We start from the raw sequence: 19,569 nt of genomic DNA on the forward strand, positions 1-19,569 counted from the left end.
AACTTGAAGCTAAACTAATGAGTGTGATAATAATTGAAATATTTCATCAACATTTGTGCCTGTTTTAGCTGAAGTCACATATGTAGACAAAACGTGGTTATTATTATCAAATTGATACATTTGTCTAATTTTTTCCAGATATTCAGTCTCGATTAAATCTGATTTGTTTAGCGCTATAACTATAGAAGCTTGAGGATTGACTGCTAAAAATGTTTGGATATGGTCACTTATACTTGTTAGTGTATCCTGTTGAGTGACATCAGCGACGATAATGGCGCCTTTTGCCCCCTGAAAATATGTAGGAGCAATTGCTTTAAATTTGTTACTTCCTTCAATGTCCCAAATTAAAAGCTGTAGCTCTTTTTTATTCTCTGGGTTTACATCTATTAAATCCACTATTTTACGTGATATTTTTACTCCAACTGTAGATAAATATTTATCGCTAAATTGTCTATCTACAAATCGACGAATTAAGCTAGTCTTCCCAACTCCAAAGTCGCCTACTAAACATATTTTTTTAGATATTGTTGACATAATAATTTTCTCTAAAATATAAAATAAACCAGAAACCGGGTTTCTAAGCAAAGTTATCATTTTATTCCAAGATTTAATAAAGAAACCCGGTTTCTAATCTGGTTCCAATACTACAGAACGCCTTTGCCATTCAGGCTGATTAATATCAACCCCAGGTGGTAAACTTGTTTTACCCGCAATTTCTAAACGCGCACCGTTAATACCTTGATTTATTAAAACTTTTTTTACAGTTTGTGCGCGCTTCAGTCCTAACTTTTGATATTCTGAGTTTCCTTTATGAGAATAACTATAACCAGTTATTTTTAAGCGTTTAATTGGGTATTGATTTAAAAAAGATTTAACTTGCTCAATTTTTGAGTCAAAATCTGCCGTCATTAAAGCTTCAGAATTTATATTAAAGTAAAATCTAATACCTATTTTTGCAGGTGGTACTTCTATTGCACTGGAAACAAGCTTGACACCTGGAATTTTTTCAAATGCGTTAGTAATCATTGTAACATCTAAGCTATTTCTAACACTGCCTTGAATCAAAACTCGACCATTGGTGTATTGAGTGGAAATAGCTGTACTTTTTATTTGATTAAAAACTTCGGTAACTCGCTTGACTTCAGCTGCGGCAGTTACGGGGTCTGCTGGTACTTCGACTGCTAATATTTGATTATCTATCGACCACTTGGGAGCAGCATAGGACGCAATTTGTGCAGCTTTTTGACTTAAAAATTGATTTGGTACTCGTCCGGTTAGCTTGAGTTTACCATGATGTTCCTCGACATTGAGACGGTAGACTGCGAGTTCTGGCGCCGAAGCTAAAGCTGTAGAAGTTTTTTGTTCGACTGCATCAATAACTCCGGTGTGATATTTCCAAATTCCCAAGGGAATAAAAATGGCGCCAAGAATCCCTAATGTTAATAAAATAAGGGGTGATGGTTTATTTTTATGATTTACATCTAATTCTAAATCATAATCTCGAAGGTTTTTTAGGTTAACATTGATTTCATTCGGTATAGTTCCAGGGTCTCCATCAAAGTTTTCTATTATAGTTCCATGCTCTCGAACAATGTTGATGAGCATTTGTCGCATTTTGCTGATAAATTGTTTTGGTGGCTCTCCTTTGACGACAATTGCTAAATAACAGTAGCCTGCAACTTCTAAAATTATTTTAGATGTACCATATTCTATTGCGTCTAATTCATTATAGGCACCGGATTGAATAATACAGTCGTTCGCAAAGCTACGAATTGCAGTTAGCATTCCAGCAACCATTTCTGATTCGAGTTGTTGAGCATCTAAACGTTGAATATCTGAAATAACTAAACCTGATGTTTTGTGAATTAAAAAGATAGCTTGAACAGTAAAGTGTATTGCTTCTCTAAAAATTAATTCAGCTTCAGAAATTCCTTGGAGTTTAGCACGAATTTTTCTCTGAATACCTTTGACACTAAGACTATCCTCGATTTGCTGGTTAATCGCACGAATAGTTTCTGCCATATATTTAGAAATCGTACTACCAATAATAGGGTAGAGAGCATCTACTACTGAATCTTGCTCGATTTCGATTTGTTTTTTGATTGCCCGTCCCATTGTTGGAGCAAGAGCTTCGGTCATTTCATCAGGTGCATTATTTATTTGCTGAGAAATCGCTTCAGGTATAATAGGGGCAAAAGCTACACCCATACTAATTTTGCTCTGCTGAGTGCGATTTTGAATAACCTCATCGATAATTGGAGTAATTACTTTTACAATATCTTCTCTAGACTCACCGATTTTAACTCTTAATATTTCGTGAATACAAGGCACAAGCAACTCAACTAAAGCATTAGGGTCATAGATTTGATGTTCTAACTTGCTCAAACTGTTGTTAATTTTGTCTGTAATCAACTGTAAATCTGTTAATTCGGGACCAACTAAAATGCTTTGTAATTGCTCGAATGCAGCAAAATTACTCGAAGAATCTACAGTTTCAGCTTGAAAATCGATGACGGCATACTCTACGTCAGTAAATATTTTAGCGTCACTGCTAGATTCTGTTAAAGATTCTGTAAGTTCAATGAAATTACTTTGCTTAGAGTCTGCTTTGATTGTCTGGTGTGATATTTCTTCGTATTCAATAGTTGTTATTTCTTCATGATTTAAAGTGCCAGTCTCAGGTGAGGTGATAATATTTAGGTCTGCAAGGAGATTTATAAATCCTTCCAGAACTGCTTCCTCGTTTGAATCATTCAATATAGTACTATAATTAGTACTATTATGTTTAGATTTACTGTTGGAATTTCCCACCTGAGTCATGACACTAAATACCATTTGATAACACTGGGCAGATGCGTGATTAATGAATTGGTTCTTAACTGTTGATTAGTAAAATCTGGGCATACAATTGTTCTACTTTAAGAGTGAATTTCTGTAGCACCATGACCGTTGCCGTTACCGTTGCCGTTGCCGTACTTTAGTGCTTTAGATGCACCTGAGTCCATAAATGGCAGTGACTTATAGCCGTTACCATCATCTCCTGCTTCGCGTAGCTTTGGAATAAACTCAGTTCCTTTGATTCGCATTCCTAAAGCAAATAAGGTTTCAGCAATGTCTTCTTTAGAAACTTTATCTTGTGCTAATGCACCAAAGCGTTCCTCTAACTCTTGTAATACTAAGTCGCGTAATCCAGCAATGTCATCTTGCAGTTTACCTTTTGTTTGAAACAATTCTTCGCGTATCGAATTGGTTTGAGTATCCAACTCTTCGTCCAGAGTTTGAAAACTGCTGGAAAACCTACGATTTAGTCTATCAAACTGCTGTCGAAAATCGGCTGCCTCTTCTTGGGTCGTCAAGCTTAGTGTTTTGATCTTCTTGTCGATTATTTCGTTTGCCGCTTTTAGCTCGGCTGAAAAATTGGTTTTGAGTTGCTCGAATTGAGCGCGCATTTCTTGCTGTATTAGAGAAATGTCTTTTTCCAACTTGCTAAAACGATTATCGTAATCGCGAATTTGGGTGCCAAAAATAATATCTCGAATTTGGTCAATATTGCCAAGCCGTTCACGCACATCGTCTCTAGTCATCTGACTCATTTAATAACCCGCCTTTTAATGATAGATTAGCCACCGCATTTATGGGAACGTAAGTGTTTTTACCCTGCCACGCTATTTACCTACGAAACCTTACTTATGCTGTCAAGTTTATTGTTCCCAGGTTTTTAGCTTTACTATCAAGCTTAATCAAATTTTTTGAGAAACCCGGTTTCTAGGTTTCTGTCACAACTTTGTCACAACTCTTAAATTAAGCTATGTGGCTATGGCTGGTAAAAGAGGTTATCTAAATGGTGCTGCTATCTGATTCAATTATTCCTGCTAACTTGCTCGATGAATTTAAAACTTGTACACGGTTACAATTTAATGGCAAGCTAGAAATTCAATCGTGTAAAGGTAATAAATTCTGTTTTTACTACCGTTTGGGAAGAATCGTTTGGGCAACTGCAACAAAGCATCCATTTCGACGCTGGAAAAGACAGATGTCACAGTATTGCCCCCAAGTTAACCTTGATACGATACGACTAAACGTTCAAGATACCGCAGTTGAACATTGGGAATATCAAATTTTAGAAACTCTATGTAAACAGAAAATAATCAACCGTCAGCAAGTAATATCAATTGTTGATTGTACAATTGCCGAAGTTTTATTTGATTTGGCACAGCAGGTAAACTGCGACACTGTTGTTTGCCAGCGTAACCAAGATGTAATATTAGAGGCACCAATGACTCTTTCGAGTACAGATACGTCACTAAAACTAATGTATCAATCGTGGCATTCTTGGGCTGAAGCTGGTTTGGCAAATTTCTCACCCGATTTGGCGCCTATTGTACGTCAACCCGAACAGCTACAGCATTTAGTGAGTCCCGCAGTATATGCAAATTTTCTTAGAGTAATGGAAGGTAAATACACGCTACGGGACTTAGCGTTCAAAATGAAACAAGATGTGTTGACGGTAAGCCGTTCCTTACTACCTTATGTATTACGAGGAATTATAGAATTAGTAGAAGTTGAAGACCATACAATAATTCCACTTTTCCCAGTAAAAGAGCATATAAATTCATCTCAAAATACATCGGCAAAATCACAACCAATAAAAATACAAGCAAAAGCTCCTTTAATTGCTTGCATTGATGATAGTCCGCAAATTTGTATGTTGATGGAACAAATTATTGTAGCTAACGGTATGAAGTTTGTCGGTATCAAAGACCCTCTTAATATTTTACCAATTTTAATCGAGCATAAGCCTGACTTCATTTTCTTAGACTTAATAATGCCTGTCACCAACGGGTATGAAGTCTGCTCACAAATACGCAGAGTATCAGTTCTTGCTAATGTACCCGTTGTTATTTTGACTGGCAGCGATGGAATTTTTGATAGAATGCGTGCCAAAGTTGCTGGTTCAACAGATTTTATTACTAAACCTGTTGTAGAAGATAAAATTATACAGACAATACATAGGTACTGGCAAACTAATGTAAATGCGTCAAATTACAGTTCATCTATGGCGCCATCTTTAAAAATGAGTTATGTTAACTAATCACGTGATAACACGGGAATGAAAAATTTCCCGTTTCTAAGAAGCACTCTTAGAAACTAAAACATTGTCAAGAGTGGTAAAGTATGAAATTTAGAAATATAATTGGTGTATCAAAAATGACTAGTTTTAATTTAGGGTGCATTTCAACTCATGGTGTCCAACAACCTGCTTGACGAACTGAGAAGTTGTACGCAGCTCAAGTATAGCGGTAGTCTAAATATTCAATCATATCAGGGTCAAAGCTGGACTTTTTATTATCGGTTTGGAAGAATTATTTGGGCGACTGGAACTCTACATCCTTTCCGACGTTGGAAAAGGCAAATAGCTCAACACTGTCCAGGAGTCGATACAAATAAACTACGTTTAACTGCAAATGATGTAGAGTTAGATTACTGGGATTATAAGCTGCTAACTCTTTTATACGGAAGAGAGGAAATAGACTCTAAACAAGTTGATACAATTGCAGAAAATATTATAGTAGAAGTCTTATTCGACCTTGCACAACAAACTCATTTGAATGGCGCCACTTGTAACTGTGCGCGCAACCCAAAACTAATTTTAGATTTACCGATTAATTTTGCCAATACAAATGTACATATTCAAAGAATGGAGAAAGAATGGCGTAATTGGAATGATTCTGGGCTAAAACGGTTTTCTCCAAATTTGGCGCCATTTTTAAAGCAGCCAGCAGAACTGAAGCAAGTTGTTACACAGAATGTGTACAATAACTTTGTGAATTTGCTCAATGGTAAATATACACTGCGAGATTTAGCGGTGAAAATGCGGCAGGGAGTTTTGCAAATCGCTTGTTCGCTGTTGCCTTATATAGACAATGGCTATGTGCAATTAGTAGAAGTAGCAGATTATGCTTTACCAGGAGTTGAAATTCCAACTAGAACAAGTAACGTCCAACCTCAAATTGCCAATAGTCCTTTAATTGCCTGCATTGACGACAGTCCACAAGTTTGTCAAATGCTAGAAAGTATTATCACTTCAAACCGGATGAGGTTCGTCAAAATTCCAGATGCTGTTCAAGCGCTACCATTGCTATTAGAGCATAAACCAGACTTTATTTTTCTAGATTTAGTTATGCCCGTTGTCAATGGGTATGAACTTTGTACACAAATTAGACGTATTTCCCATTTTGCCAATACGCCTATCGTTATCTTAACTGGTAGTGATGGTTTAGTAGACAGAATGCGTGCCAAGTTAGTTGGGTCTACTGATTTCATGTCTAAACCTGTTGTCGCTGAGAAAGTTTTAACTACAGTCCGTAAATATTTACACTCAGTATTAATGAGTGCTGAGTAATGAGTCTTAAATACCTACTCAGCACTCAGCACTTTTGACTGATTTTGTCACAAGTTTGTCACATGTAGTTTCGTATATTAAATACATGGGTGATGTGAACAGAACTTCCAGGTAGCATCAACCACTACAGCACAATTAAGAGCTGAAAAACCAAACTAGATTATCTATCGTCTCGTTTTATCACCCGAAACCCTCAAGGTTTTGGGTTTTTACTATTCAATACACAGTTCGTATGCCTGTGCTACTTATTCAAAAAGCTTTTAGAATATACTAATCACTTGCGAGCAACAATAAAATATGCAAGAAGATATAGATATTGTGAGTAATGCAAAGCTGCTGGAGTTAGTTCACCTTCAAAGCAACACCTCGTTCGAGTTGCCTCTTCAAGATGTGATACGTATCGGTAAGCCAAACGACCTAATTATACCAGAAGTAAATGTATCCGGCTTGCCAGATACAGATATTGTGTCGCGTCAACACGCAGAAATTCACAGAAGTGAAGATAGTTATTACATCGTTGATAATGGTAGTGTCAACGGTACGTATCTTAATGATGAGCTTTTAGAACCGTTACGGCGTTATTTGCTCAAGCCAGGTGATATAATTTCGCTGGGAAAGGAAAATAAAGTTGCTTTTATTTTACAGCACAAGCTACAGGCGCCTTCTTCAACTTATTTACCAGCATCTCGGACAGTGTTTCAACCAGAAGCTAAAAAACTAGTACAACAAAATCAGACAACCCAAATCGATAAAACGAGTAAATTCATTGGGTTAGCGTTGATGGTTGCATCTGTTATAGTTTTCGCAGCTAATACTCAAGTGGGATTTTTTGTTCGTATTCCTGGCGTGTTATTATGTATTTCTGGTGCTGTCTTCCTACTTCAGCGACGATTTAACCGTAACTTTGGATGGATTTTGATTGCATTGGGTATTGGTATAATACTGTTTACAGGTAATTTGTTTGCATCAGTTAATTTATTAGCAATTCTTTGTGCAGCAGCATTATTTGTTGTTGGATATTTGCTGATGACCACTGGTAAAGTATTTGGTTATGAAATAGACACATTACTAAAAAGAAAATTTTTTAAGAAATAATTATAAATGACGAGTAAAATATTTCAAGAACCAAACTATAACCACATTCATATACCTGGCTCAATTCAACCACATGGAGTTTTAATCGCACTTTCGTTGTCGCTCTCAATTTTACAGGTTAGTGAGAACGTTGAAGAGTACTTAAATGTAAAACCAGAAAACTTACTGAACCAACCATTATCTACTTTATTAGGCGCCGAATATATTCAAGCGCTTCAAGATTTACTTACATCAACATCACAGACACCAACTAGCTTTAACTTTTTAAAAGTAATACTGAATACAGCAAACGGCGAAAAATATTTTGATGCGACTATTCATAAAAGTGAATCAACTATCATTCTGGAATTAGAACCAACATTTACAAAAACCGAAATGAGTTTTTTGAATTTCCGTTCTTTGATAGGTGATGCTGTATCACAAATCCAGCAAACATCTAAATTAAGTGATTTTTTAAACTTAGTTGTTTCAAAGTTACGAAATCTTACCCAATTTGAACGGGTAATGACATACAAATTTGATGAGTCTGGTGCTGGTTCAGTCGTAGCTGAAGCAAAACATCAAGAATTAATATCATATTTAGGACTGCATTATCCTGAAAGCGATATACCCGAAACTGCACGAAGATTATACAAACGCTGTTCGTTACGCTATATCCCAAATCTTAATGCACAGCAAAGTAATTTGATTCCACGCGATAACCCCCACACCTCACAACCTCTTGATTTATCAAATGCAATATTACGCAGCATTGATAATTGTTGTATTGAATATCATCAAAATATGGGTGTAAGCGCGCTTTTTGTAATTCCACTTATTTATGACCAAAAGCTTTGGGGATTAATTACATGTCACAATTCAAATCCCAAATATTTGACTTCAGAAGTTAGAACAGCTTGTGCATTTCTCGGACAAATTGTTTCACTTGAATTAGGTAACAAAATTGTTACCGAAGAATTCGATTATAAAAATAAGCTAAAGTTATTACAATCACAATTTATTGCGACTATATCGAGTGCTGATAATTTTATTGACGCATTAATTCACCCTCAACTTCGTTTGCTTGATGTTGTTAGTGCCAACGGTTGTGCAGTTTGTTTTGATGATGAAATTACTTTAATTGGCGCCACACCGAGTCTGGAAGAGGTTCAGAAACTGATTGAGTGGTGTCAAAATACAATTGATGAAGATTTATTTTCGACTGACTCGCTTCCCAAAATTTATCCAGATGCTGAAGCTTTTAAAGATTTTGCCAGTGGCTTGCTTGTACTACGAATTTCTCGTATTCGTCGCTATTATATCCTTTGGTTTCGACCTGAAGTTATACAAACTGTAAACTGGGCAGGCGCCCCAAATGCTTTATATGAATTTACTGCTGATGGTAGTTTAAAACTATCGCCACGTAAATCGTTTGAAGTATGGAAAGGAATAGTGCGTTTAACTTCGCTGCCTTGGATGCAATGTGAGCTTGATAGTGCCATCGACTTAAGGAATGCGATGGTTGGAATTGTTTTAAACAAGACAGATGAATTGGCAAAAATAAATTTAGAACTTCAGCGCAGTAACCAAGAACTCGACTCGTTTGCTTATGTAGCTTCTCATGACCTTAAAGAACCATTAAGAGGTATTCATAATTACTCTAATATTCTCATTGAAGATTATGCTCATTTATTTGATGCAGAAGGATTAGATTATTTAAACACTTTAGTTACATTAACTCAACGCATGGATACGCTAATTGATGTGTTGCTGCGGTTATCTCAGTTAGGTCAAGCCGAATTAAGAAAACAATTTATTGATTTGAATGATTTGCTTAATAATATTATAGAGATGTTTCGTGCCAGTCGTACAAAAGATAATTTTGAGATTCGTATACTCCAACATCTTCCTGTCATAGAATGCGACCCAATTTTAATCAACGAGTTATTTACTAACTTGATTAGTAATGCCTTTAAATATAACGAGCAGCCACACAAATGGGTTGAGATTGGTTATCTTGAGGGGCAAATTCACAAAAACGATACGCTATCTCCTGTGTTCTATGTTCGAGATAATGGTATTGGTATTCAACCCCATCACCAAGAGATTATTTTCCGTTTATTTAAGCGTCTTCATCCTAGAGAAAAGTATGGGGGTGGTACTGGCGCCGGTTTAGCAATCGCCAAAAAAATCGTGCAGCGCCACGGTGGCAAAATTTGGGTAGAATCTACTTATGGTCACGGTTCGACATTTTTGTTTATATTATAAAATGAATAATATTTCTTTAAAAAAGTTTATTTACATTTATAACTCATGATAGATGCAGTTCAAGAACCCTTGCTTGTCGTAGAAGACAGCAACGAAGACTTTAGAATGTTGCAACGCTTGATGCAGCGTTTTGAAGTCAAAAATCCAATATATCGCTGTAGCGATGGAGATGAGGTATTGAACTATCTTTACCACAAGGGTGCTTATGATAACCCAAGAAAGGCGCCAAGACCGTCGGTTATTCTCTTAGACTTGAATTTACCTGGGGTCGATGGACGTTATGTTCTTGAACGAATTAAGCAGGATATAACGTTTAGAGAAATTCCCATAGTTGTATTTACCACATCATCTAACCCCGAAGATATTGAATTATGCTACCAAAAAGGCGCCAATGGTTATTTAATCAAACCTATGGATTACAAAGAGCTTCACAACATTATGCGCGCGTTTGTCAACTACTGGTTGGAGGCTAATGTGGCGCCAATGATAAAATACTAAAAAGCTAATGAATATTAAGAATTGATAAGTAATCACTATTATATAGATAATATACGTATATTTTCTTTATAATTTATTTAGATTTGTTTCAAAATAGTGCAATCTATAAAAAATTTTGGGAGATAGATGTCTCCTTGTTACTGGTATGACAGATAATAGGACGCTTCTAATCGTTGACGATTGTACGGAAGACCGAAAAGTATATCGCCGATACCTTTTAAAAGACCCCCACTTTAACTATGAGATTGTGGAGGCAGATTCTGCGGAAACTGGTTTGACGCTATGGCAGCAGATGCAGTTCGATGTTGTTCTGCTTGATTTCTGTTTGCCAGAAATGAGCGGATTTGAGTTTTTTCAACTTCTTGCCTCTCAAACAGTTAATAATAGGCCTTGCGTAATTATGCTGACTGGTCATGGGGACGAAGTGTTAGCAGTGCAGGCAATGAAGCTTGGCGTACAAGATTATTTAGTCAAAAACAATTTAAAATCGGATGTATTGCAGTTAGCGGTTAGAAATGCAATTAAGCAATCGCACCTGCAAGCACAGTTAAATAAAACTCTTGAACGGCAGCGCTTGATAGCAACAACAGCGCTAAGAATTCGTAAATCACTTGACTTAAAACAAATTTTGTCTACGGCAGTTGCAGAGGTACAGCAGTTACTTCGCTGTAGTGTAGCAGTATATCAGTTCGCCCCAGATTTCTCAGTAGATAATATTACGAATTTGATTGCAGCATCTAGGGAATCTACAATATCCCACGCTGAATTATTTGGCAGTTGTTACCAAGTTGATACCCAAAATAACCATCATCATTGGCAATGTCGGGGTGCAATTAGCAATATTTATGCTGCAGGGATGAAACATCCATATGATTTAGTACAAAAAAACGGTAAAACACAAGCGAATTTAGTAATCCCCATAAATTTAAGTCACGATAGTAAGCTATGGGGTTTGTTAGTTGCTCATCACCATGAAGAAGAAAGACTTTGGCAACCGGATGAGGTGGAAATTCTCAGCGAAGTTTCGGTGCAGTTAGCAATTGCAATTCAACAAGCTGAATTACTAGCTCAAACTCAGGCATCACTTATAAAAGAAAAGCAGTTGAATAACTTTAAATCACAGTTTATTACTACAGTTTCTCATGAATATCGAACGCCTTTAGCTTCAGTTTTGGCAGCTGCTTCGACACTTCATAAACATGGTGACAAGTTAGATATATTAAAGCAACAGCGTTTTTTGGAAATGATTGAGCAGAAAGCTCGACATTTGTCAAAACTCGTTGATGACATGCTGCTAGTTAACCAAATTGAACTCGATAAAACCAAGTTTAAACCGGCGCCGCTCGACTTGATGCATTTTTTTTCCGATTTGATGGAACAGCAGCGTTTAGTGGTAACTGATGCTCACGAGTTAATTTTTAAAGTTACTGGTAATGCTCATTTGTTTTGGGGAGACAAAGGACTATTAAGACAAATATTTACAAATTTAGTATCAAATGCGATTAAATATTCTCCCGATGGGGGAAATATTGAGTTTCATTTGATAGATAAAGAAACCGAAATAATATTTCATGTTAAAGATGAAGGTATTGGCATTCCTCCTAGAGAGCTAGATAACTTGTTCCAATCGTTTAGCCGTGCTAGTAACGTCGATACAATTCCAGGTACAGGTATAGGATTATTTATTGCTAAAGCTTGTGTTGAATTGCATGAGGGCAGTATTACCCTTGACAGTCATGTCGAACAAGGTACTGTGGTTACTGTTTGTCTGCCGAAACGTCGAAATTAATAGTAGAGACGTTACATGTAACGTCTCTACAGCACATTACATTATATTATTTATATTATTTTTGGATTTCTTCTCGCAGTTGCTCTAAATCAACATAACTATCAGCGACATCAATTAAACTTTCGCTTGTCATAGAACTTAAACTTACTACTTCTACCTGTACACCTTGGTATGCAACAGCGTTGACTGCATAAGCTAAATCACCATCACCACTTAACAAAATTAAGGTGTCGCAATATCTAGCTAATGTCAGCATATCTACTGTGATTTCTACGTCCATGTTGGCTTTTTTAGAGCCATCAGGAAGATACACTAATTCCTTTGTGAATACACGATACCCGTTCCGGCGCATCCATAATAAAAACCCTTGCTGCTTCTCGTTGCCATTATCAACTGGGGTGTAAAAATAAGCACGTAAAAGTTGACGCTGTTTAACTAGACAACGCAGAAGCTTAGTATAGTCAATTTCTAAATTGAGGTGCATTGCCGCGTAAAACAGGTTTGCCCCATCTATAAATATTGCTACCTTTTCTTCACTTGCCGAACCGCTTGACCTTGACATACGACGCTCGCGTCTTAATACTGCTGGAAAATTCTCAGCATTATTCAGTCCAATAATTCCAGGCATAATCGAATCTTCCATAGCCGATGCTGCGCGAACTTTTGGGAAACCAACTTCATGCTTTATATTACTTGTAATCTCTGCATGACTCTCAATTTTTGATTCAATCTCTGAATAAGGCGCCAAATGCTCATGCGCGGTTGACTCTACTTTTAATGGTAACTTTTTATTATTCCGAGGTTGTGGAAGCAACTGCATAATATTGATTGACGCTCCTAAGCGTATATTTTTTCACTATGAGCAAACGGCAATGGTGTAACTATAGCAGTTACAAGCAGCCTTCGCTCCAATTGACAAAGCAGGCGCCAAAACTACCTAGTCAATCGAACTTACGCTACAACATACACATTGATTAACATAACGTGATAATTTTATATTTTCTTTATTTTTGACTATTTTTTCGCAAAATCACTGTAACTGTCGCAAAAAACACAAAAATTTTAATTCTTTTTTTACATAAAAATCTCTTCTTTTTCTTTACAACCATAATGAATCAAGTTACATGCTTGATAATATCATGTTACATGCATTTCTACCATATGAATGTCATAAAATAATATTTATTAATAATTTTTTAATATAAACCCTTATATAAGGTATATACTACTCTTGCATAGTATAAATAGTTACTTTTGTTTTGTAGTTAGGTAAATTGTTTACGTTTATATTGCTTGCAATATTAAAACTTATTCAAGATAGCATTTATTTTGGATATGGACATCTGCTAGATGATGATGTAATCCAAAAATATATATATGCGATTTAGCCTAGCAGTAGGCTGCTAGACTAAATTGTTGTTGATTAATGACAATCAACTTGAGTTGGCTATATTCCGGTTAGCCCTAAAAATCTAAATATTTTGGTGTGAACTAATTTGTAGCGGTATTGATGCAGTTTCGTTAACTCAACTCGTGTTGTAGTGAAGTGCAATATATTTGCGAGTAATACGCACTTTGATATATTGTCGGTGCCATTCCAACATTATGTGTTCATAAGGTTAACAAATCACACACTGCTCAAAATATTGTATCGAGCTATTGCGTAAGTAACTTATGTGTTAATTATTTTATTGTTTTAACGTAGCTAGTATTAACAGTGTTAATTTTAACATGCTACTATATTTTTAGCGTGCATCTAATGCTACAACACGATCTAAACCTTGTAAGTATATAAGATGTTGTAAATTAGACAGAATGAAAGGTACTGACTAAGTACTCTGTAAAACTTCGGCGCCCACTACCACGATGAGGAAATGGTTGTGGTTGCTTGGGTCTCGCTTTTGATGAAGCTCTTGAAGCTATTGTGACTGGAGTAACAGACTCAGAGTGCAAGTTGTTTTGGCACTCTAACGATAGAGACCCGAAGAAAAATGTTGTGACCAAAAGTGAGATGACAGTACGCATAGCAGATGTTTATTTTAGAACTCTCCATCCACTAGTACTTAGTTTTATTTAGTGCATCCGGATGATTCAAAAAAAGTATTGTTTTTTACTCCGACAAAAAAGTTGTTATTTTTCTATATGTTCTACTAGTAACCAGTTACCTGCTGAGTTATAACGACCCTGAAGCTGAAGTTGCTCACCGTTTACAAGCTTTTCAAGTGTCGAATCAATATGTGGATGTAAAGTTACCAGCTGCCAAGTTTGTCCTTCGTATTCAGATGGGGTTAAAACGGTAAATGCGTAATCTTGCTGACCATAAAAATGAAAAGTTCCAACACATGAAATATTTATACGTGAGTTTACTGAATTTTTATGTAAGTCTAAATACTGGGATATATTAAGATTGGGACAAATACCAGTGGTTGGATAAGCTGTATGATTGACTGTATAATATTTTTGCCATTTTAACCATTCAGAATGTTCAAGGGTTAAGTTAAAAAATGGCACAATTAAAGCAGGTAAATGTGAATTTTCGATTAAGGCATCTTGCAATTTTTCTACGTGTAAATGCTGTGGCAATTGATTATATTCAATACATAATGCTGCTGCCATACCTACAGCTTGACCAATATTCATAACAACAGGTTGGAGCCGAGTGGCGCCCGAAGCAATATGAGATACTGATATATTTTTTTCACAGGCAAAAAAACCATCGATGTATTCACTTACCAAACAACGATAAGGAATAGTGAAGGGTGTCCCTGTCCAACGTCCACCCCAGCGAATCGATTTAGGTTGTAAAGCAAACTCTATACCAGGATAATGATGGTCATTAGCGTAGTTACCTATGGCAATTGCATCTTTATGTAACGGTGCTGCATTACCACCATTCCCCGGTAATATATCTTGTTCACGCACCGTCGTTATACCAATTAAACGGCGACTCTCGCGATAGTAAGGATGTAATGCGAAACTTGTAAGTGCTGAGTGCTGAGTGCTGAGTGCTGAGTGCTGAGTGTTGAGTTGGGGAAAAATATTTGGCGCTAATCCGTAACGGCGCCCTAGTTGTGATTGAATAAAATGGGCAAAATTTTGACTATGCCAAAAACATTCCTGTAAAAATTCTTGTCGTTTTGCTTCTGATTCAATTAATCTGCCTGCTCCTACACCCCAATCATTACCTTGCTGGGGCCAATTAATCATAAATCGATTTCCTGGCAGGCGCCCATAATTCATAAATTTCTCGGCACCATAATTATCCCAGGCACCAATAAATAACGATTCATCATAATTGGGTGCTTGTGGTATTTCTGGAGCAGAATCACCAAAATCTTGCATGACTACTACCCAAGTAGGCGCCTGTACAGGATATTTTTTAGTGAGAGAATTATATTCAGTAGGGGCACTTATCTCACCAAACTCTGATTGAAGTTCCCAACCCCAACGATGTGGTATTTCTCCTAAAGCTAATAAATCACCAAGTTCAGTACCATCGATGGTTATTTTGGCATGAACAGTAAATGAAGCAAATTTCACACCTGTAACGCAGTTACCTTGACGCAGTACCTCTAAAGGTACATATCCAGAAATCCATTGTAAATTTGGTAATGCATTCACCCAGTCAGCAAATATCTGGGCGCCAATGCGTGGTTCATAACTAAAAAAGCTAACCCAACTATTGTCTAATCCTCCAGGTTGCCGAGAGCGCAACTCAATTAAAAACTCACCCCATAAACCCGTTTGAAATGCTGCAAGCTCGTTACCATCAGGCGCCGTAACTCCTGCACTAGTTAGCATACCCCCCAGCCAAGCAAATTCACTTACTAATATTACTTTGGCGCCTCGTCTCGCTGCTTGAATAGCTGCTGCAGTTCCCCCTGTTCCACCACCAACGACTAATACATCTGTTGTATATATTTGATTACTCATTTTGACTCATACCTAAAATAATTGAGTCTTATTCTGGCACACAGGCAACGTTAAATTCGTCTTTGTAAATGTCATAACATCGGCATTTTGTAAAAGTGCTGATATAAAGATTACAGACAAGTTCTTATTAGAGGAGATGAACGGTGAAAACAGCACTTATTAAAACACTTATAGCATCGGTTGGTTTTGTGACTTTATTCTCGCCCTTGCGCGCGTCGGCACAACTTATACCTCAACCTTGGGTTTCTGTTGGTAGTAATGAAGGTGATGTTACTTACTCGGTTGGCGCCCGTGCTTTAGACTTAGGCGCCGAACTCGGTTTTGGACCCGATGGTTCTACTGGTGTGGATGTTTTGAAGTTCTTATCTTTGCCATTTGTATCACCTTATGTTGGGTTAGGATACTATTCTGAAGATAAAGGTGTTGCATTTTCTGGTGGAGTTCAAGTTCGCGCAAGTGATAATTTTTTTGTAGGAGGCGGTTACAATTCTGTGCGTGGCTTTAACGGACAGTTAGGAATTAGCTTCTAATTTGATATAATAATAATCCCCCTAAAAGTAATTAAAACTATTTTCAGGTTCGCCAATTGGCGAACTTGAATTGTCAGCTTTCGGTGAATAAGTATTTAAAGTTGTAAAAATTACATACAATACGTGATTGTAAGGGCATTTAAAATCTTTGAAAGTTATCTTTACAGTAAATTTACATAAAGAAATGGTAGAAATGATGTGAATTGAAATAAGTAACGTAGATATAATGTTTTTGGAGTATCTCTAGCATCTTATAAAATTAAGTGGGTATCTATTCAGCAAGCTACTTGTCTTTATAGGCAATAGTGGGTAAAGTTTGTATGGTCAATACGACCAATTCAAAAATACTTTAGTTTGTAATGGGTTAAAATATATGTAGTGAGTGGACTGTAGAGATTTTGGTATAAATCTTGTAGGTAGGGAAATAATCCCGTATTGGGCGCCCTGCAAATATAAGTGAAGTTCCAATAAAGTTTATATAACTGGTGTTATTCCAGATTTACAGCAGCAATGAGTGAAGAAAAAGTAAAAGCTAGAACACGAAAAATCACTATTAGTTTAAGAAACTAAAATGGAAACTCCTTATGGAGCAAGGATTAAGAGTATTAATTCAGTTGGTGCTTGAATTTGCACCCGTAGTAGCAAATTTGGTACAAAAAAGGAACGAAGCAAGTTCAATGCTTGCGAAACTTCAACCACCGAATGAAGTTAAAGAGTTTCTTGAAGTTATAAATAATTCGGTTGTAGAGAGTAATACATCGGAATTAGCACAAGTTGAGTATCAACGGGAAAAGACAATTCAGCAGCAACTAGCTGTACATAACCGTCAAACTCAGTTGTATATAGCAAAGTACGAACGAGAAACTACACTAAAGTTACCTGAAGTCAATCGTATACTAGATAGTTGGCCTCTGCGGTTATATCCATCGCAAATTTTGGAGTCTCATAAAGATAATACAGTTAGGACTCCGCTAAAAATATTTGTGGCGCCACCCAAAATTCTATTTGATAAGTTTGATACTCGTGAAGGAGATATTTCTGAGATTGAACCGATGTTAGCAGAGGGTTTGCGTGATTTTCTGAATTGCTATTACTCGCTGCATAACCCAGTTCGTCCAACTGAATTTTTAGCAGGTGCCTGGTATAGTAAAAGGTTTCATAGCGAATCGAGCATTAAAGCTTTGTTTGGAATGTTGAAATCGGAGCCGATACTTATATTAGAATCGGAAACTGACGGAGATTATATTAATTTTCGTATTGGCTATTGGGGTTTAGGTCAAGACAACTATTATTACAAAACTATTTCAAGAATATCTTACAGAGATATTGTTTATCAGTCGGCAAAAAACCGCGCCCTACAGTGGAGGCAAATCCGCGATGAATTAATACTTCTGGGGGAAGACATAGACGAAATAAATCAAATGGGAGGAGATAACGTCTATAATTTAGACCTTTTAGAGCGCGAAAAAAAATGGAAAGACAAGGGAGTTGATACTAGTAAAATTGAACTAAAGTATCGAGTTAATCGCCAAGATTTTGAAAAGTTGTGTCAGGTATTAACTAATTGTCACTGTTTGGTTGCTAGCTGGATATCTGATGTATATCACTTAATTCATCACGATGTTTCGCCCCTATTACCCGAATTATTACCTTCTTTAGTAGAAGATGGTATTGATTTTCAATCAGTAGGCGCCATTGCCGAAGGATACAAACAAGTTTATCAGGCATTGGAAAATGAACGAGGGCATTGGGTTCCCGAATTAGCATTACAATTGGCGAATAGTTTATCGGGCTTAAATGACCCAACTTGGGCAAGCGAACAAGTAAGTTATTCACTCGAAGCTTGGTTACAACTCCATCAAATTTCCCCGAAAGAGACTAGTAATCCGCTAACCGCAATGTTAAACGCAGTACGAATTGAAGATGAAAAATATATTAGTAATCTCAAAATTTATTTTACTGCGATTGGAGATTTGCCCAATCTTAACTTAGTGGAGGAAATGCTTTCGGCAATTAATGACTTAAAAAAGCTGCGTTCCTCTGAATATGCATACGTCGTCAATACTCTTACTGGACACGCTGAAAAAGTTACATCCGTCGTTGTTAGTCCTGATGGTGAAACAATTGTGAGTGGATGTGCTGACAAAACGGTGAAAGTGTGGAACCTTCACACCGGCAAAGTCATCCGTACTATTTCAGGACATTCAGGGGAAATATCTTCAGTCGCTGTAAGTCCAGATGGCGCCTTTTTAGCAGTAGGGATTAGTGATACACCTCGTAGTAATGTTAAAGTTTGGCACCTTCAAACAGGCAAATTAATTCATACACTGCTTGGACACAACAAACCCGTTAACGTCGTAAGCATTAGTCCCGACGGTCAAATACTTGCTAGTGGCAGTAATAAAATCAAAATTTGGAACTTGCAAAAAGGAGATAGAGTTTGCACGCTTTGGCATTCATCCGCAGTTAACGCGACTGCTATTACTTCCGATGGCACAATTTTAGTTAGTGGTACCAGCGACAACAAAATAAAACTTTGGAATCCTCAAACAGGTGAACCACTGCGTACCTTTATGGGACATTCGGGAGAAGTTAAAGCTTTAGCACTGCATCCAAACGGACAAATCTTAGTTAGCGGTAGTACAGACTGCACCATTAAAGTATGGGATTTAAACTCTGGTAAGATATTACACAATTTAATCGAACATACTAGCGAAGTAAGAAGTCTTGCTATTAGCCGCGATGGCAAATTAATTATAAGTGGAAGCAGTGATAAAACTATTAAAATTTGGCACTTACCATCGGGTGAACTACTGCAAACTCTTACCGGACATTTGGGCGCCGTTAACTCTATCGCAATTACTCCTGATGACCGCTTTATAGTTAGTGGCTGTTCAGACAAAACCATCAAAATTTGGCAATTAACCGAAGATTCTTAATTAACTGTCTGCTCACTACCTGACCGGAATGCACCTTATGTAGGGCCCACCCTACGTAACAATTAAAATTTTATTCTTTTTTTAGAAAGTATATCTAAATTCCGTAGCCTATATAGCAATATTCATAATCTATCA

14 protein-coding genes are annotated in these 19,569 nt (G+C 36.8%); 8 read left to right on the forward strand and 6 right to left on the reverse strand.

Going from position 1 to position 19,569, the window contains the following annotated elements; translation table 11 throughout:
- Nucleotides 1–9: 9 nt before the first annotated feature.
- From DSM106972_RS18000 to DSM106972_RS18010, 3 genes are all read right to left on the reverse strand, one after another.
- Nucleotides 10–534, reverse strand: coding sequence for a Rab family GTPase (locus DSM106972_RS18000; protein ID WP_233787120.1), 525 nt, complete (start codon nt 532–534; stop codon nt 10–12).
- Between the two features lie 93 nt (nt 535–627).
- On the reverse strand, nt 628–2,820 hold the full coding sequence (locus DSM106972_RS18005) for a BON domain-containing protein (protein WP_127081997.1): 2,193 nt from the start codon (nt 2,818–2,820) through the stop codon (nt 628–630).
- 98 nt (nt 2,821–2,918) lie between these two features.
- On the reverse strand, nt 2,919–3,593 hold the full coding sequence (locus tag DSM106972_RS18010) for a hypothetical protein (protein WP_127081998.1): 675 nt from the start codon (nt 3,591–3,593) through the stop codon (nt 2,919–2,921).
- A 248-nt stretch (nt 3,594–3,841) separates the two neighbouring features.
- Between DSM106972_RS18010 and DSM106972_RS18015 the strand changes: the two genes are divergently transcribed.
- The 6 genes from DSM106972_RS18015 to DSM106972_RS18040 all read left to right on the forward strand — a co-directional run bounded on the left by DSM106972_RS18015 (nt 3,842) and on the right by DSM106972_RS18040 (nt 12,032).
- The gene (locus DSM106972_RS18015) at nt 3,842–5,092 is read left to right on the forward strand and encodes a response regulator (RefSeq protein WP_325052196.1); all 1,251 of its coding nucleotides are present in this window, start codon (nt 3,842–3,844) and stop codon (nt 5,090–5,092) included.
- 150 nt (nt 5,093–5,242) lie between these two features.
- Entirely contained in the window at nt 5,243–6,403 is a 1,161-nt protein-coding gene (locus DSM106972_RS18020) for a response regulator (RefSeq protein ID WP_127081999.1), read from the forward strand.
- 297 nt (nt 6,404–6,700) lie between these two features.
- On the forward strand, nt 6,701–7,498 hold the full coding sequence (locus DSM106972_RS18025) for an FHA domain-containing protein (protein ID WP_127082000.1): 798 nt from the start codon (nt 6,701–6,703) through the stop codon (nt 7,496–7,498).
- A 6-nt stretch (nt 7,499–7,504) separates the two neighbouring features.
- Nucleotides 7,505–9,745 carry an ATP-binding protein gene (locus DSM106972_RS18030; RefSeq protein WP_127082001.1) on the forward strand — a complete coding sequence of 747 codons (2,241 nt, stop codon included), beginning with the start codon at nt 7,505–7,507 and terminating at the stop codon, nt 9,743–9,745.
- Nucleotides 9,746–9,790: 45 nt separating this feature from the next.
- Nucleotides 9,791–10,243: a response regulator gene (locus DSM106972_RS18035; protein ID WP_127082002.1), complete on the forward strand. Its 453-nt coding sequence runs from the start codon at nt 9,791–9,793 to the stop codon at nt 10,241–10,243.
- A gap of 145 nt (nt 10,244–10,388) precedes the next feature.
- The gene (locus DSM106972_RS18040) at nt 10,389–12,032 is read left to right on the forward strand and encodes a hybrid sensor histidine kinase/response regulator (RefSeq protein ID WP_127082003.1); all 1,644 of its coding nucleotides are present in this window, start codon (nt 10,389–10,391) and stop codon (nt 12,030–12,032) included.
- A gap of 55 nt (nt 12,033–12,087) precedes the next feature.
- Here the strand turns inward: DSM106972_RS18040 and DSM106972_RS18045 are convergent, their stop codons facing one another.
- The 3 genes from DSM106972_RS18045 to DSM106972_RS18055 form a co-directional block, all read right to left on the reverse strand.
- The gene (locus tag DSM106972_RS18045) at nt 12,088–12,594 is read right to left on the reverse strand and encodes a LabA-like NYN domain-containing protein (protein ID WP_233787202.1); all 507 of its coding nucleotides are present in this window, start codon (nt 12,592–12,594) and stop codon (nt 12,088–12,090) included.
- 1,244 nt (nt 12,595–13,838) lie between these two features.
- Entirely contained in the window at nt 13,839–14,057 is a 219-nt protein-coding gene (gene patX, locus DSM106972_RS18050) for a heterocyst-inhibiting protein PatX (protein WP_127082004.1), read from the reverse strand.
- A 105-nt stretch (nt 14,058–14,162) separates the two neighbouring features.
- A complete protein-coding gene (locus tag DSM106972_RS18055) occupies nt 14,163–15,965 on the reverse strand; it encodes an FAD-dependent oxidoreductase (RefSeq protein WP_127082005.1) in 1,803 nt (600 codons plus the stop codon).
- Nucleotides 15,966–16,108: 143 nt separating this feature from the next.
- Between DSM106972_RS18055 and DSM106972_RS18060 the strand changes: the two genes are divergently transcribed.
- A complete protein-coding gene (locus tag DSM106972_RS18060) occupies nt 16,109–16,495 on the forward strand; it encodes a hypothetical protein (RefSeq protein WP_127082006.1) in 387 nt (128 codons plus the stop codon).
- 584 nt (nt 16,496–17,079) lie between these two features.
- Nucleotides 17,080–19,434 carry a WD40 repeat domain-containing protein gene (locus DSM106972_RS18065; protein WP_127082007.1) on the forward strand — a complete coding sequence of 785 codons (2,355 nt, stop codon included), beginning with the start codon at nt 17,080–17,082 and terminating at the stop codon, nt 19,432–19,434.
- The last annotated feature ends 135 nt before the right edge of the window (nt 19,435–19,569 follow it).

The organism is Dulcicalothrix desertica PCC 7102, from assembly GCF_003991905.1.
Classification (GTDB): domain Bacteria; phylum Cyanobacteriota; class Cyanobacteriia; order Cyanobacteriales; family Nostocaceae; genus Dulcicalothrix; species Dulcicalothrix desertica.

Bases quoted from the DNA above. Each gene is read 5' to 3' on its own strand.
- DSM106972_RS18005 (WP_127081997.1), bottom strand. From the start codon at position 2,820: ATGACTCAGGTGGGAAATTCCAACAGTAAATCTAAACATAATAGTACT.
- DSM106972_RS18025 (WP_127082000.1), top strand. From the start codon at position 6,701: ATGCAAGAAGATATAGATATTGTGAGTAATGCAAAGCTGCTGGAGTTA.
- patX (WP_127082004.1), bottom strand. From the start codon at position 14,057: ATGCGTACTGTCATCTCACTTTTGGTCACAACATTTTTCTTCGGGTCT.
- DSM106972_RS18045 (WP_233787202.1), bottom strand. From the start codon at position 12,594: ATGTCAAGGTCAAGCGGTTCGGCAAGTGAAGAAAAGGTAGCAATATTT.
- DSM106972_RS18030 (WP_127082001.1), top strand. From the start codon at position 7,505: ATGACGAGTAAAATATTTCAAGAACCAAACTATAACCACATTCATATA.
- DSM106972_RS18000 (WP_233787120.1), bottom strand. From the start codon at position 534: ATGTCAACAATATCTAAAAAAATATGTTTAGTAGGCGACTTTGGAGTT.
- DSM106972_RS18065 (WP_127082007.1), top strand. From the start codon at position 17,080: ATGGAGCAAGGATTAAGAGTATTAATTCAGTTGGTGCTTGAATTTGCA.
- DSM106972_RS18015 (WP_325052196.1), top strand. From the start codon at position 3,842: ATGGTGCTGCTATCTGATTCAATTATTCCTGCTAACTTGCTCGATGAA.
- DSM106972_RS18040 (WP_127082003.1), top strand. From the start codon at position 10,389: ATGACAGATAATAGGACGCTTCTAATCGTTGACGATTGTACGGAAGAC.
- DSM106972_RS18055 (WP_127082005.1), bottom strand. From the start codon at position 15,965: ATGAGTAATCAAATATATACAACAGATGTATTAGTCGTTGGTGGTGGA.
- DSM106972_RS18035 (WP_127082002.1), top strand. From the start codon at position 9,791: ATGATAGATGCAGTTCAAGAACCCTTGCTTGTCGTAGAAGACAGCAAC.
- DSM106972_RS18010 (WP_127081998.1), bottom strand. From the start codon at position 3,593: ATGAGTCAGATGACTAGAGACGATGTGCGTGAACGGCTTGGCAATATT.
- DSM106972_RS18020 (WP_127081999.1), top strand. From the start codon at position 5,243: ATGGTGTCCAACAACCTGCTTGACGAACTGAGAAGTTGTACGCAGCTC.